Here is a 13,388-nt window from a genome sequence, read left to right as displayed (position 1 = left end):
TTGGCAAATATGAATTTTGAACTTTATTTTAGCAAAATACTATTTTCACTTTACACGGAAATAAAGTACGAAATTAGCCTTTTTTACCTAAAAATTTTTTTTTACTTTTTGCCCTTTACTCTTTTTCTCTCAGCTGCACCTTATTCCTTGCGCTTCGCCGCCGTTCATCCTCCAGCGCCGCATAATGCTTCTTCGTCGTATTGACATCACTGTGTCCCAAAACATCTGCGACGAGGTAAATATCGCCGGTTTCACGGTACAGATTCGTGCCGTAGGTGCTGCGGAGTTTATGGGGCGTGATCTTTTTTAGCGGTGTGACGAGCTGTGCGTATTTTTTGACCATTTTTTCCACGCTGCGTACGTTAATGCGCTTACGCTGCATGGAGAGGAAGAGTGCTTCTTCGCTGCCTTCCTCTGGGACAATATGTTCACGCTCGCTGAGATAGTCCTGAAGCGCATATTCTACCTCGGCACCAAAATATACGATGACTTCCTTTCCGCCTTTTCGATGAATCCTAAGACCACCGTTTCGGAAATCAACATCGTTGATATTCAGTCCGACACATTCTGATACACGAAGCCCCGTACCAAGCAGAAGCGTCATCATCGCCAGATCTCGCAGCTTGGTCTTTGCATGGTAGGCTTTCTGTTTTTCAGTCAGACATTCTCCATCCTCAACCTCATCCAGGAAACGCGCCACCTCGTCAACATCGAGGCGTATAATTTCTTTTTCATGAATCTTGGGAAGCTGCAGAAGAGAAGCGGGGTTATTCTGAATCCGCTCGGTCCGGTAAAAATAGTTGTAAAAGCTCTTAACCGTCGAGACTTTCCGCATGATACCCCGCTCTGTATTCATCAGATCCTCACGTTTTTCGGTCGAATAACATTTCAGATACTCCATATATTCTTCCAGATCCATCAATTTGATTTCATCCAGAAGAGAGAGCGGCAAATCGCGCAGCTTCTTTGATTTGAGCTCTGGATTTGCTTGTTTCAGGAAATCAAAAAATGTCTTTAAATCATAGGCATACGCAAGCCGGGTGCGCGCTGATGTACGAGGTTCAATGCCGCGGAAGAAATCGGTACAGAACGGTGGCAGCTCTTTCAGAATGCCTCGGATTCGTTTTGTGTTTTCGATGTCTTCCTGTTCGTGGTAGGAGAGTGCAGCCATATCACAATTCCTCCTTTGGTGATGATGAAAGGTCCGAATGTATCAAATTTTTCAGGTGTCGATCGGTCCGTTCCGGCCATCCGGGATTGTTTCCATCAATAATCGCATGGAAAAAGCGATCCTTTACCCCCGGTGAGTCATGGTTGAGTTTCCTTGTTAATTGTTTCACATACTCGCGTTTTGTTTTTCCATCTACGGGACATGGATTTTTACAGACAGGAAGATGATATTTGTTTTTAAATCCGATCACATCGGCTTCCTGGACATACATCAGCGGGCGGATCAGCGTCAATCCCGTTTTGTCCAAATGGGTTTTCGGCGAGAAGGAATAGAAACGCCCCTCATAAATTAAGGATAAAAGCATGGTTTCGATCAGATCGTCACGGTGATGTGCATAGGCGATTTTATTACAGCCAAGTTTCAGTGCCGCTTCATTTAAAGCGCCTTTTCGCATCTTGGCACAGAGCGCACATGGATTGGATTCCTGACGGGTTTCAAAGAGAATCTTGCCGATTTCCGTCGGAACGACCGTGTAGGGCACGTTTAATTCATCACAAAGCTCCTGAACCGGTTTTAAATCAAATGCAGCCGCATCCGATGAAAGCGTCGGCGACAACCGGTTCGAAACCTCCGGAGAAAGTGCCTGAAAGCCCAGATCAACTGTAATAGCACAAAGTTCAAATGGTTCCGGGTAAAACCGGCGAAGCCCCTGTAAAGCATATAAAAGTGTCAGGCTGTCTTTACCGCCAGAAATACCGATAGCTATTTTATCGCCGGATTGAATCAGACGATAGTCATCAACCGCCTGGCGGGTTAAACTTAGAAGACGTTGAAGTTTCATGAGAACATCCTTTCAAATATAACGAATGAATAGTTTAGCAAACAGATTAAGTGCATACGCATATTTGCATTTCAAACTATTCGATAAAGTAGGCTTTCACGAATAGTTTTATCCATCTCCCTATCATACCATGTTTCCCTTTATTTGTAAATAAATCATTTTACGAATTATTCAATATCGTATTTCAGCATAAAAACTAACCTAAACACAAAATGGATGGATGCCGCCTTTGCCATTTACCAGCAAACACTCCAGCAAAAAACAAAGGCAACATCCATCCAGCTCAAAATCCCTTATGACTAATTCATATTCATTTTATTCTTTATTCACTTTTTAATCTAAAAACGCCCGGTAATACGGCCAGACCGTACGGAACTTTCCGACCGTTACATTGCTTGCACTGCCGGATTCATGTACGCCCAGTATGGTTCCGTCTGCGTTCCAGCCTAAAAACATTACAACGTGCGAATTACCGCCAAGCTGGACAAGCAAGTCGCCCGGCTGAAGCTCTGCGCTGTTGATCGCCCGTCCTGTCCGCACAATCTCGTAGGTGCTGGCGGCACCCATTCTATTGCCAAGCGCGGTCCAGTATACCCAGTTGACCCATCCAGAACAGTCAAGCCCTGACAAAATCCGTCCCTTGTAATCCGGGCTTGTCACGCTGGCAAAATGATTGCCGGAAAGTCCTGCTGTACTCGGTTTTCCTCCATAATAATATGGAATCTTGCCAACGGAATTGAGCGCGCATGTGATAACGGCACGCCGCTCCGGTGATAAATCCTCTGGAAGTAAATCCAGGTAAGACGCAATTTCTGCCGGTGTCAGCGGATTCCCGAGTGCAAACTCTGAACTGGCAAGACCGTACATTTCCTGCCAATCCTGAGCAGCGAGTGTCTGGGCGGCTGTCTGTTTTTCTTCCGTCCAACCCTGCCAGTTCCCGACAGTCTGATTTCCCGTTCCATCGAGCGCAAACAGATTATGCTTCTCTTTCAGACCGGTTGTCTTAACGGTAATGGTCAGATCAACGTGTCCCGGGCAATATTTTCCGTTTTCATTTAATGTAACTGCCGCAGCGCTCTCCGCACTGAACGTCGCCTCTGACGGGGACGCAGCCGCTTTTGATTCGGCTGCCTGCTCCTGTGTGGAAGCCCCCGGTCCCTGTGCCGGTTTGACATAATTATTTGCTGTGGATGCCGCCTCGCTCTCCGTTAACGGCTCTTCTGCCGCTGTCTGACCGTCTCCTGCGCCCTGGGCATCTAAAGCCTCCGAGGATGCCTCTCCTGCTGCACTGCCGCTCTCCACATCGTCATCTGCTGTTTCCTCTGTCGCCGGCTCGTCCGGCAGTTCTGTACAGCCCTCACAGTAATACACATTGCTAATGCTCACGTGGTACTGGTGGGAACTGGTCCAGAGCTGATTGATATAGGTATTGAACAGGTCTGTATTTTTCCAGTCCAGGCTGTATGTATATACGTTTGCCATGGACAAAATATCGGTCGCATTGGATGCGAGGGACGTCGGCTTTCCGTCTCCGTCGCATATCTGGAAACGGATATTTTTCCAAGTTGGAACTACCCAGCTCGCCGGGTCCTGCGCGTTATGCTCTGGATTGGAGGGATCATAGCTGCCGAGTACCTGTGCAGCTGGCAGCCCCATTTTCTGGGAAGCCGTAAGCGGTGTCGTCTGGATCCACCCGTAGATCTCCGATATCCACTGTGCATCCCGCGTTCCAAGCGCTTCGTACATCTTCGCGCCCCAGGTATCTTCTGTCCCCATACTCCGGAATTGTTTTGCAAGTTTATACCATGGAAGAGACTCAAATGCCGCCAATGGATCAGACAGATCAACAGCGCTCTCTTCCGTCCGGAGCGCCATCAGGTTATACTCCGTTTCCGACGGAACATATTCTTCCGAGTCTGCCCCCAGACCATTTAAAAACCGGGATGCCATGTGAATCGGGTGTACCATTTTCTTCATCAGACGGTCACAGAAAGATTCGTCTGTATCATTTTGTGTCTCCTGGTCTAAAATCCCATCTGCAATCACAACTTTATCAGCAGGCACACCGACTGATAAATCCACCTCCGGGCGCACTGCTTCGGCAATCCCGCACAATAAAATACCCGATGCCGCCATGAGCGCCGTTCGGATTATATAAGAATGTTTTTCTTTCATCATCATTTTCTTCATGTATCTACATTCAAAATCTTAAGTAACTATTTTGTTTTTATACCCCAACGCAATCTCATCTTCAAAGCATCCAGGCGCAAAAAACCGGTGCGTCCTTTCTGATTCTTCACCAGAAATTCAAACACACCGGTTTTAATTATACTTTTATGCGTTCTCGTTTATCTTAAGAAATTCTTGTTTCTTTTTGGCGAATTCCTTAATAATTTCTACGGCACCGTCGACGCCTACGACACTGCTGTTGATGCAGAGGTTATAGCTCTTGGAGCTGCCCCAGCGTTTGCTGGAATAATAGTTATAATAACCAGAACGCTGCTTATCGGTCTTGATCATCACATCTTTTGCCTTATCGCGGGTAATATTGTGACGTTTCATCAATTCCTGAATCTTCACTTCCTCATCTGCACAGATGAAAACAGACACTACGTTCGGATAATCTGCCAGCGCATAGTCCGCACACCGTCCTACAATGACACAGGATTCTTCATCTGCCAGTTTCTTGATCGTGTCAAACTGTGCCAGGAAAATCTTGTGGTTGATCGGCATATCCATATAAGCCGATGTATTATAACCCATCGAATAGGTGTCCATTACCAGTGAATATAAGAAGCTGTTGGTTGGTTTCTCATCATGCGTCTTAAAAAGCTCTTCACAGAGACCGCTGTTCTTCGCTGCCAGTGCAAGAAGCTCTTTATCATAGCACTTGATTCCCAATGATTCCGCCAGTTTTCGTCCAATCGCTCTTCCGGAGCTGCCGCATTCGCGACCGATTGTAATTACTAAATTTTTTTTCATGTCTCCCTCAACTCCTTTCAAGTTCTGCCTTTATTATAACACAAGCTATCTGAAAAGTCATCATTTTTTCGGAATAAAAGGTATTTCTTAGCGACACAGGAATAAACTATCTGAAAAGAATGTGTATACGAATCAGAACGATCTTACTATTCACGTTACTTTTACTTTCCAGCTTTTTTCCGCAGCTTCTCCAGCAGTTCTTCAAAATACGCTGGCAGCGGCGCAGAAAACTCCACATATTCCCCAGTCCGCGGATGGATAAAGCCTAAGACTCCCGCATGCAGGGTCTGCCCTTCCAGTGAAAATGGCTGCCGCGCCGGACCGTACACCTCATCGCCCAGAAGCGGATGACCGATGCTTGCCATATGGACGCGGATCTGGTGTGTGCGTCCCGTCTCCAGGCGGCACTCGATAAATGTATATGCCCCGAAGCGTTCCAGTACGCGGTAATGCGTGATCGCATCGCGCCCCTGTTTGGAGTGGATGCTCATTTTCTTGCGATCCGTCGGATGACGCCCGATCGGTGCATGGACAGTGCCCTCATCCTCGCGCAGATTGCCAAATACGATGGCATAATACACGCGGGTGATCGAATGCACCTTGAGCTGTTCTGCAAGTGAATTGTGGGCGAAATCATTCTTGCACACCACCAGCACACCGGTCGTGTTCATATCGATCCGGTGGACGATCCCAGGGCGCATGACTCCGTTGATGCCGGAGAGCTGATCCTTGCAATGGTACATCAGCGCATTGACCAGAGTCCCCGTATAATGCCCTGCCGCCGGATGGACAACCATCCCCTTCGGCTTATTGACTAAAATTATATCCGAATCTTCATACAAAATGTCCAACGGGATATTTTCCGCCTCGATCGCCGCCTCCTGCGGTTTTGGAACTTCAAAGGCGATAGTTTCCCCGCCATTTACCTTGAAACTGCTTTTAACCGCTTTTCCGTCTGCTGTCACGCTGCCCTCTTTCAGAAGTTTCTGCAAAAAGGAACGGGACAAATCCGGGCAGGCGTCCGCCAGAAATTTATCGATGCGGGTTCCAGCCGCCTCTTCTGGAACCAGATATTCCTGCATCATCGCCCCGACTCCTTTTTCGCACCTTTAAAAGAAAGAAATTCCAGTTCCTCATCCGAATAGAAGAAGAAAAACAGAAGGATCAGCGAGAAAGTCGCGATCACCACATAGCAGTCCGCCACATTAAAAATCGGGAAATCAATCAGCTTAAAATACAGGAAATCCACCACATATTTCTGCGTCAGACGGTCGATCATATTGCCAACTGCGCCTGATACGAGCAGAAACAAGCTGCACATCAGCGGCAGATACCGTTTCCCTGCCGGCATCCGGTAAACCGCCCACAACACTGCCAGAATGACTGCCGCTGCAATCAGGAAGAAGAATCCCTGCCGTCCCTGCAGCATTCCAAAAGCAGCGCCGCGGTTTTCAGAATAATAAAATTCAAACACACCCTTAATGAGCACAAATGGCTTCTGCCCTTTCAGATGGACAACTGCCAGATGTTTTGTAAACTGATCCAGTCCGATGCTGACTCCCAGCCCGATAAAAAAGATAAAGAACTGTCGTAATTTCGTGTTCATGCACCTGATTCCTTTCCTGCTATTATACCAGCACCTGATCGAGCGCCTGTTTCATCTCGTCCTCGGTTACCGTGCGATCCACGTAGGCGTCGCCGATGGAATGAATAAGAATAAATTTGATGATGCCGGAATCCATCTTCTTGTCGTTCTTGGACGCTGCCACAATCGCATCTTTCTCAAGCCCGGATACCTGCGTACCGATATGGAATTCTCCCAGTGCTTCTTTGAAGCGGTTTGTTTCCTCCGGTTTGATCATGCCGCGGTTTTCCGACAGCTTCATCGCTGCCAGCGCGCCGAGTGCCACGCATTCACCGTGCAGAAGTTCAAAGTTTTTCAGCTTCTCGATCGCGTGTCCCAGCGTATGACCAAAGTTTAAAAGCATACGGTCGCCTTTTTCGGTCGGATCCTTCTCTACCACAGCACGCTTGATCTCATTGCTCCAGGTCACTGTCTTGCGAAGTGCCTCCGGCTTTCTCGCCCAGATATCTGCCGCATTTTCAAGCAGCCACTCATAATATGCCGCATCCTTGATCAGACCATGTTTGATAACCTCGCCCATACCGGCGGAAAACTGGTTGTCCGGAAGCGTCTGAAGCGTATTAATATTGGTAAATACCAGCTTCGGCATATGAAACGCGCCAACCATATTTTTGTACGCGTCAAAATCAACGCCCGTCTTGCCGCCAATGCTGCTGTCCACCTGGGAAAGAAGCGTCGTCGGAATCTGCATGAAGGCAACGCCGCGCAGATAGGTCGCCGCCGCGAATCCGCAGAGATCGCCCACAACTCCGCCGCCGAGTGCTGCCAGCATATCGTTGCGGTCAAAATGGTTCAAAATCAGGGTCTCATATAAATCCCGGACGGTGTCGAGGTTTTTGTGCTCCTCGCCCGCCGGAAATACGAACGAAATTACCGTCTTGCAGCACGGCGCCAGAAGTTCTTTTACCTCATTCAGATATAATTTTTCTACGTTCGAATCCGTCACGATGCAGAGACGGCGGTTTGAAATGGAGAGTTTTTCGATTTCACCCGGAAGTGCCGAAAAATCTTCGGTCATTACAATATCATAGATCGGCTTCTCGTCCAGGTGAACGGTTACGCGATTCATTTTCTCATTCTTTACTTCTGTCATTTGTTTTCAGTCCTTTCTTTTTTACACATATTTATCCGCATAAACATACAGACGTCCCTTTTTCGACAATCCCCCGCTCCCGGCAAAGCGGAATTTTCCCATGCCGCGCACAGATACAATCTCGCCCTCTTTAAGCTGCACCGCCGGGGAAGTCACCTGTTTCCCGTCAATAAACACCTTTTCGCCCTCAATGAGCGGCAGTATCTTCGTGCGGGAGGATGAAAATACCATCGCGATCACACTGTCAAGACGCGGTGATGCAACGCTTCCACTCACGCGCTCCATCTTCGGTGTGATCGGCTCCGTCGCGTCCGCCCTGCGGCAGATCACGGAGGTGTGGCGCACCATCGTGAGTTCCTGGCAGAGATAATCCGCCATCTTTTCCTGACAGAAGACGCAGCAGCCATTTTCCTTCATCAGAATATCCCCGATGCAGCTGCGCTCAATCCCCAGGTTCATGAGCGCCCCGAGATAATCCCGGTGCGTCAGCGCCTCACTGTAGCGCAGGTTTGCCGGAATGACCTCCAACACGGCGATCGGAAGTCCAAACTCCTCATCGTCATACGAAGCCAGAAAACAAAGAAGTTTGCGTTCTGCGCCCTCAAAGCCGCCCGTCAGGCAAGTCCGCACCGGCGGCAGCATCTTCTCGATCGAGTGAAAGATCGCCTGTTCATTTAACGACAAAAAGCCGGTACTTGTCTGTATATCGCGCTGATAACAGAGTCCGGCCAGTTCTATCATTCTCTTTTTTAAAAGCTGTTCTTCTTTTTCCTGCAGCATCGCGTGTTTCTACTCCTGTTCGAAAGTGCTTATATAAAGTGTGCTCCTGCCCAGAGAGCCTGTATACAATCAGAAATCACACAAATTTCCGATTGTATAATAAATACTCCCAGGTTCAGATATATAGCGAACCTGGGAGTATATCAGTATCAGAAGTGGAGATTCATCCCGGAAACATTCATGGAACCGTCTGCTAAGAGTTCGGGAAAGTCGCCGGACAGCTCAACCGATGACGGTGTCGCAATAAAAATGTAATTGGAAATCTTCTGGAGATTTCCATCCATCGAATAGGTTGCGCCACAGGTAAAATCAATGATACGCTGTGCAACCTCCATGTGGATTCCTTCCATATTTAAAACAACAGCTTTTCCAGCCAGCAGGTAATCGCAAATCTCTCTCGTATCCTCCATGGAAGTAGGTTTGATCAGAGATACTTCCATGCTGCGGCGCATCTGCACTACCTTGTTGTTAGAGGAACGTGGCAGAAAACGCGGCTTAGATTCCTCCTCGTGGCGGTAATCATCCATCTCTTCGTCCCTCTTGCCGAAAGAACGCTTCTTAATCACCGGTTTTTCTTCTTCGTAATCTTCCTCATCGAAGTAATCGTCATCATTCTCTGTGAGACGCATTGTATCCATTAATTTGTTCAGAATACTCATAACCCTATTTCTCTCCTATCTTTGCCCTGGTTCCAAAAATGCCCGTACCGACTCTTACCATAGTTGCACCTTCTTCAATCGCTGTCTGATAGTCTCCGGTCATTCCCATCGAAAGGACATTCATAGTAACATTATCAATGTTTTTCCGTTTCATGTCAACATATAATTCATATAATTTTTTAAAAACACCACGATTTTCTTCCGAATTCTCTACAAATGGTGCAATCGTCATAAGTCCCTGTATGTGGACATGCGGGTACTTTGCAATTTCGCGTGCCGCTTCCTCGACTTCTTCCGGGGCAAAACCAAATTTGGACTCTTCTCCGGCGACATTGACCTCCAGAAGAATAGAAACGTCCAGATCACGTTTGACCGCTTCTTTTTCGATCTGCTCTGCCAGTCCCACCGTATCGACGGAGTGAATCAGAACTGCCTTGTCAATTGCCTGACGGACTTTATTTTTCTGTAAATGTCCAATCATATGCCAACGGATATCAGACGGCAGCTGCGGTTCCTTCTCCAGAATCTCCTGCACCTTGTTTTCGCCGAAATCTCTGGCGCCGGCATCATATGCCTCTTGAAGCATCGGCACCGGCTTTGTCTTACTGACCGCGATCAGCGTGACATCCTCCACCTTCCGTCCGCTCCGCTCGCAGGCGTTCCGTATATTCTGACGTACTTCTTCTAACTGTTCCTGAACCATATGTGATACACCTTCCTTATCTCTATATTTTGGAAATATCATTACTGATATACGATCTGGCCATCCGATACGGTGCTGGCATCCAACACGATATGGTCATAAACCGATAATCCATATTTGGTTCCTTTTTCTACAATGTAATATTCACCGCTATTTGCAAGTTCTTTCACCTGCTTGAACACCGCGTATCCCTTATTAATATTGTAAGCACCTGTCAGCTTTGCCGTCGGTCCTACCTGGAAGCGCTCGTTTGAATCCGGCTTCACCAGATAATCGCCGCTCTTTAACAGCCCATCGTCGCTCTTCTCGACATAATAATACTCATCGGTCGAGCTGTAAATCTCCGGCGTGACAAATTCAATCGACGCCTTTCCGCCTTCGCCGTAAACTTCTTTATTGAAGCCAGCCTCATCTTCAGTAGCGTTGCCGCCCGTTGTCATATAGTCAACTGGAATGGTATAAAATTCCTTCTCCATCACCGATGATACCGGAATTTTAAGTCCCTGCGTTTCCTCGCTGGAGATCTCGAAGGTCATAAAACGCTCGGATTCAAACTGGATCATGTAACGGTCCAGATCCAGGCGTCCATACAGATTGCCATCGGAACCGGTAAACATTGAATAATTTCCCCGGAATTTCATATCACTTCCCAACGGCTCGATCGTCAGTGTATCTTGATCGGCAAACTGTTCTTTATCCTTGTCATCCATCTGAAACACGATACTCCAGTTCTCCGATGTGATGATCTTGTACACCGGCGTGCCCGCCTCGATCAGCTCCCCAGCTCGTCCCACCTGCCGCGTATATTGACTCCAGTCAAACGAATCCGCCGTCACCTCCTCCGGCGCGACCCCCTCAAAAGAATCCGTCATATAGGAAATAATACCCGGCTGGGGCGCCGATATCTGTTTGTAATTGATACCCTGTGCCTGAAGCTGTGCATCCATATCGCCCAGCGCATTGAAATTCATATACTCTGCAACCGAAGCCTGCAAAGAATATTTGGCGTCGTAAACGCTTTCAAAGTGCTGATCGTTGTAGGATAAACAGAACGAACTGAGTTGTTTCTTCAAATCAGCCAGATTTTCTGCTGACAGGGACACCCCAGAGGACTGATTTTCTTCCAAAAATTTCCCCAGCTCGCCGGTCTCATCTAGCGAATAGACGCGCGCCCCAGCACCTGCCCGCTTTCCCTCGCGCACATAATAGTTGACGTACCCGGTCTGCGGTGCATTTTCCACTGTCTCATCCCGAAACAGGATTCCGTTGTATTCTTTATTATTTACAATACTTCCCTCGACGACCTCATAAAACTGGACGTGATCCCGCCTGAGATATGTATAGACACTGAAAGAAAGATAGACGAAAATCATGGCAAAAATGATCATGCCTACATTGATATTCAATGGCTTTCTGTAGCGTACAATTTTCTTGTTTTTGGCCATGCAGCTCTATCCTCCCTTTTCCCGATGTACTTCTCTGGCAGCTGTTTCTGCTGTTTCACAGTTACCAGACAAAAATCCACGCAAATTTGTCTCCGGCCATGGACTTTTGCAATATTCTGTATAGCCCAACGTACAGCCTTTATTATACGAGTGAATTGTCCAAATTTCAAGATCAATTCATCCCGTCAATTATACAGAATCATCCATAATCTGCAGATGCCAGAAGGAGCGGCAGGGAGTATCGCCCGCATTCCGCATCGTGTGATAGAGATTCGGCTTGATATAGATCGAATCGCCCGGTCCTAAGAGATAAACCGTTCCATCCAGATTGACCTCCATCTTGCCTTCCAGAATGACTCCGACCTCCGCGTATGGATGCAGCCCCCAGGACGGCGGTGTATCTTTTGTCTCTGGATCATAGGTTGAAAACTCATAAATACCGCGTTTCTTTCCAAAATCCAGACGGCGGATTTGAAGCTTGTACTCATCATATTCATATAATTGCTGCTCCTCCTGGCGAATCAGGGTTCTCTCCTCGCCGGAAGGACTGAGCAGATCCCGGATCGAAATACCAAGCGCCACGCAGATGCGCTGCAAATTGTTCAGCGTCGGGCTTGCCTGGTTCCGCTCCAGATTGCTCAGATATCCCACTGACAGATCGGTAAACTGGGACAGCTTCTGGATCGTGATAGATTTACTCTTGCGAATCTCCTTGATCCGCTGTCCAATATTCTCCACTTCTTCAAATTCCATGCAATCCCTCCGAACGTTTTATTTTTACGGTTCTGCTATTATTCATTATGCGTTCCGTTTTTTCCATGCCGCCTCGATCTGATCGAGCGCCTGTGCAATCACACTGCGCGAACTGCCCAGATTAAAGCGCATAAATCCAGATCCCTGTTCACCCGAATGCGTGCCCGGATCCAGCCATACCTTCGCTTCATCCGAGAAGAATGCCATCAATTCATCATCCGTCATCCCCAGTTCACGGCAATCCAGCCACGCCAGATACGTTCCCTCCGGTTCTACCAGCTGAATCTGCGGCACACGGTTTTTACAGAAATCGCGCACCAGTGCCAGATTGCCAGCCAGATAGCCGATAAGCTGATCCAGCCATTCCCCGCCGCCTTCATACGCTGCACGGCAGGCGAACAATCCCAGACGGTTCATATTTTCCTGACCAACATCCAGCAGCTCCGACCGGAATTTACGCCGCATCTCCGGATCCGGGATAAAGAGGTTTGATGTCGCCATGCCAGCCAGATTGAAGGTCTTGCTCGGCGCTGTACACATCATCGAATGAAGGCATGCTTCCTCTGAAATCGACGCATACGGAGTCTGCTCATGCCCCTGCCATACAAAATCGCCATGGATCTCGTCGCTGATCACGTATACATGGTGGCGCAGGCAGATGTCAGCCAGTGCGGTCAGCTCTTCCCTCGTCCAGACACGGCCAACCGGATTGTGCGGATTGCATAAAATCATCAGTTTGACATGCTCATCCAGCACCTTCTGCTCCAACTCTTCCAGATCCATCTCATAATGTCCATCTTTTAAAACCAGCGGATTCTCCACCAGCGTCCGCTTATTGCGGAGGATCGCCCGGCTGAATGGATGGTAGACCGGCGGCTGGATCAACACCGCATCGCCCTCCTGGGTAAAAGCCCGCACTGCGATCGAGAGTGCAAACACGATACCTGGCGTGCAGGTCATCCACTCCGGCTGCAGAGTCAGATGATGGCGTTTCTGATACCACGCTGCCACCGCATCAAAGTACGACTCATCTGCCCGGCTGTAACCGAAAATCCCGTGATCTACTGCCTTTTTCAGCGCTTCAACCACGCTGTCCGGCGATCGAAAATCCATATCCGCCACCCAGAGCGGCAGAATATCATCCGCTTTCCCATTTTCTTTCTTAAAATCATGCTTGATCGACCAAGTATGGGTCCGATCGATCGGTGTATCAAAATCGTACTGCATAGAAAATCCACCTTTCTGTTATATATCGTTAAAATTTTCCAAATTCAGCCATAATTTTAAAAAAATTCTAACTAATATTTTACACCAGT

Annotated in this window: 13 protein-coding genes; all 13 read right to left on the bottom strand. The window is 48.0% G+C overall.

The window, feature by feature from the left end; all coding sequences use genetic code 11:
• Positions 1-115 precede the first annotated feature (115 nt).
• On the bottom strand, positions 116-1,171 hold the full coding sequence (locus DXC57_RS00860) for a tyrosine-type recombinase/integrase (RefSeq protein ID WP_022358642.1): 1,056 nt from the start codon (positions 1,169-1,171) through the stop codon (positions 116-118).
• A gap of 1 nt (position 1,172) precedes the next feature.
• Positions 1,173-2,012: a tRNA 2-thiocytidine biosynthesis TtcA family protein gene (locus DXC57_RS00855; protein ID WP_022358643.1), complete on the bottom strand. Its 840-nt coding sequence runs from the start codon at positions 2,010-2,012 to the stop codon at positions 1,173-1,175.
• A 333-nt stretch (positions 2,013-2,345) separates the two neighbouring features.
• Complete coding sequence (locus DXC57_RS00850) at positions 2,346-4,202, bottom strand: NlpC/P60 family protein (RefSeq protein ID WP_118650725.1); 1,857 nt, start codon at positions 4,200-4,202, stop codon at positions 2,346-2,348.
• A gap of 144 nt (positions 4,203-4,346) precedes the next feature.
• Positions 4,347-4,994, bottom strand: a complete 648-nt coding sequence (locus DXC57_RS00845; protein WP_118650723.1) for a cytidylate kinase-like family protein — start codon at positions 4,992-4,994, stop codon at positions 4,347-4,349.
• Positions 4,995-5,155: 161 nt separating this feature from the next.
• Positions 5,156-6,079, bottom strand: coding sequence for an RluA family pseudouridine synthase (locus DXC57_RS00840; protein ID WP_118650721.1), 924 nt, complete (start codon positions 6,077-6,079; stop codon positions 5,156-5,158).
• Entirely contained in the window at positions 6,076-6,600 is a 525-nt protein-coding gene (lspA, locus tag DXC57_RS00835) for a signal peptidase II (protein WP_106999863.1), read from the bottom strand. Before lspA ends, DXC57_RS00840 begins: the two co-directional genes overlap by 4 nt.
• Positions 6,601-6,622: 22 nt before the next feature.
• Entirely contained in the window at positions 6,623-7,732 is a 1,110-nt protein-coding gene (gene aroB / locus DXC57_RS00830; RefSeq protein ID WP_117795370.1) for a 3-dehydroquinate synthase, read from the bottom strand.
• Between the two features lie 21 nt (positions 7,733-7,753).
• Positions 7,754-8,512 (bottom strand): YlmH/Sll1252 family protein, encoded by a 759-nt coding sequence (locus tag DXC57_RS00825; RefSeq protein ID WP_243101255.1) that lies wholly within the window; start codon positions 8,510-8,512, stop codon positions 7,754-7,756.
• A gap of 149 nt (positions 8,513-8,661) precedes the next feature.
• Positions 8,662-9,171, bottom strand: coding sequence for a cell division protein SepF (locus DXC57_RS00820; RefSeq protein ID WP_022358650.1), 510 nt, complete (start codon positions 9,169-9,171; stop codon positions 8,662-8,664).
• Positions 9,172-9,175: 4 nt separating this feature from the next.
• Positions 9,176-9,874, bottom strand: a complete 699-nt coding sequence (locus DXC57_RS00815) for a YggS family pyridoxal phosphate-dependent enzyme (protein WP_118650719.1) — start codon at positions 9,872-9,874, stop codon at positions 9,176-9,178.
• A 41-nt stretch (positions 9,875-9,915) separates the two neighbouring features.
• Positions 9,916-11,319, bottom strand: a complete 1,404-nt coding sequence (locus DXC57_RS00810) for an HlyD family efflux transporter periplasmic adaptor subunit (RefSeq protein WP_118650717.1) — start codon at positions 11,317-11,319, stop codon at positions 9,916-9,918.
• Between the two features lie 189 nt (positions 11,320-11,508).
• The gene (locus DXC57_RS00805) at positions 11,509-12,072 is read right to left on the bottom strand and encodes a cupin domain-containing protein (protein ID WP_117795366.1); all 564 of its coding nucleotides are present in this window, start codon (positions 12,070-12,072) and stop codon (positions 11,509-11,511) included.
• Positions 12,073-12,117: 45 nt separating this feature from the next.
• Positions 12,118-13,299 carry a MalY/PatB family protein gene (locus tag DXC57_RS00800; protein ID WP_118650715.1) on the bottom strand — a complete coding sequence of 394 codons (1,182 nt, stop codon included), beginning with the start codon at positions 13,297-13,299 and terminating at the stop codon, positions 12,118-12,120.
• Between the last annotated feature and the right edge of the window lie 89 nt (positions 13,300-13,388).

This window comes from Clostridium sp. TF06-15AC, assembly GCF_003481165.1.
In the GTDB taxonomy this organism is placed as follows: domain Bacteria; phylum Bacillota; class Clostridia; order Lachnospirales; family Lachnospiraceae; genus Otoolea; species Otoolea fessa.
The sequence above is the reverse complement of the archived record's forward strand: the minus strand, read 5'-3'. Positions and strand labels throughout refer to the sequence as shown.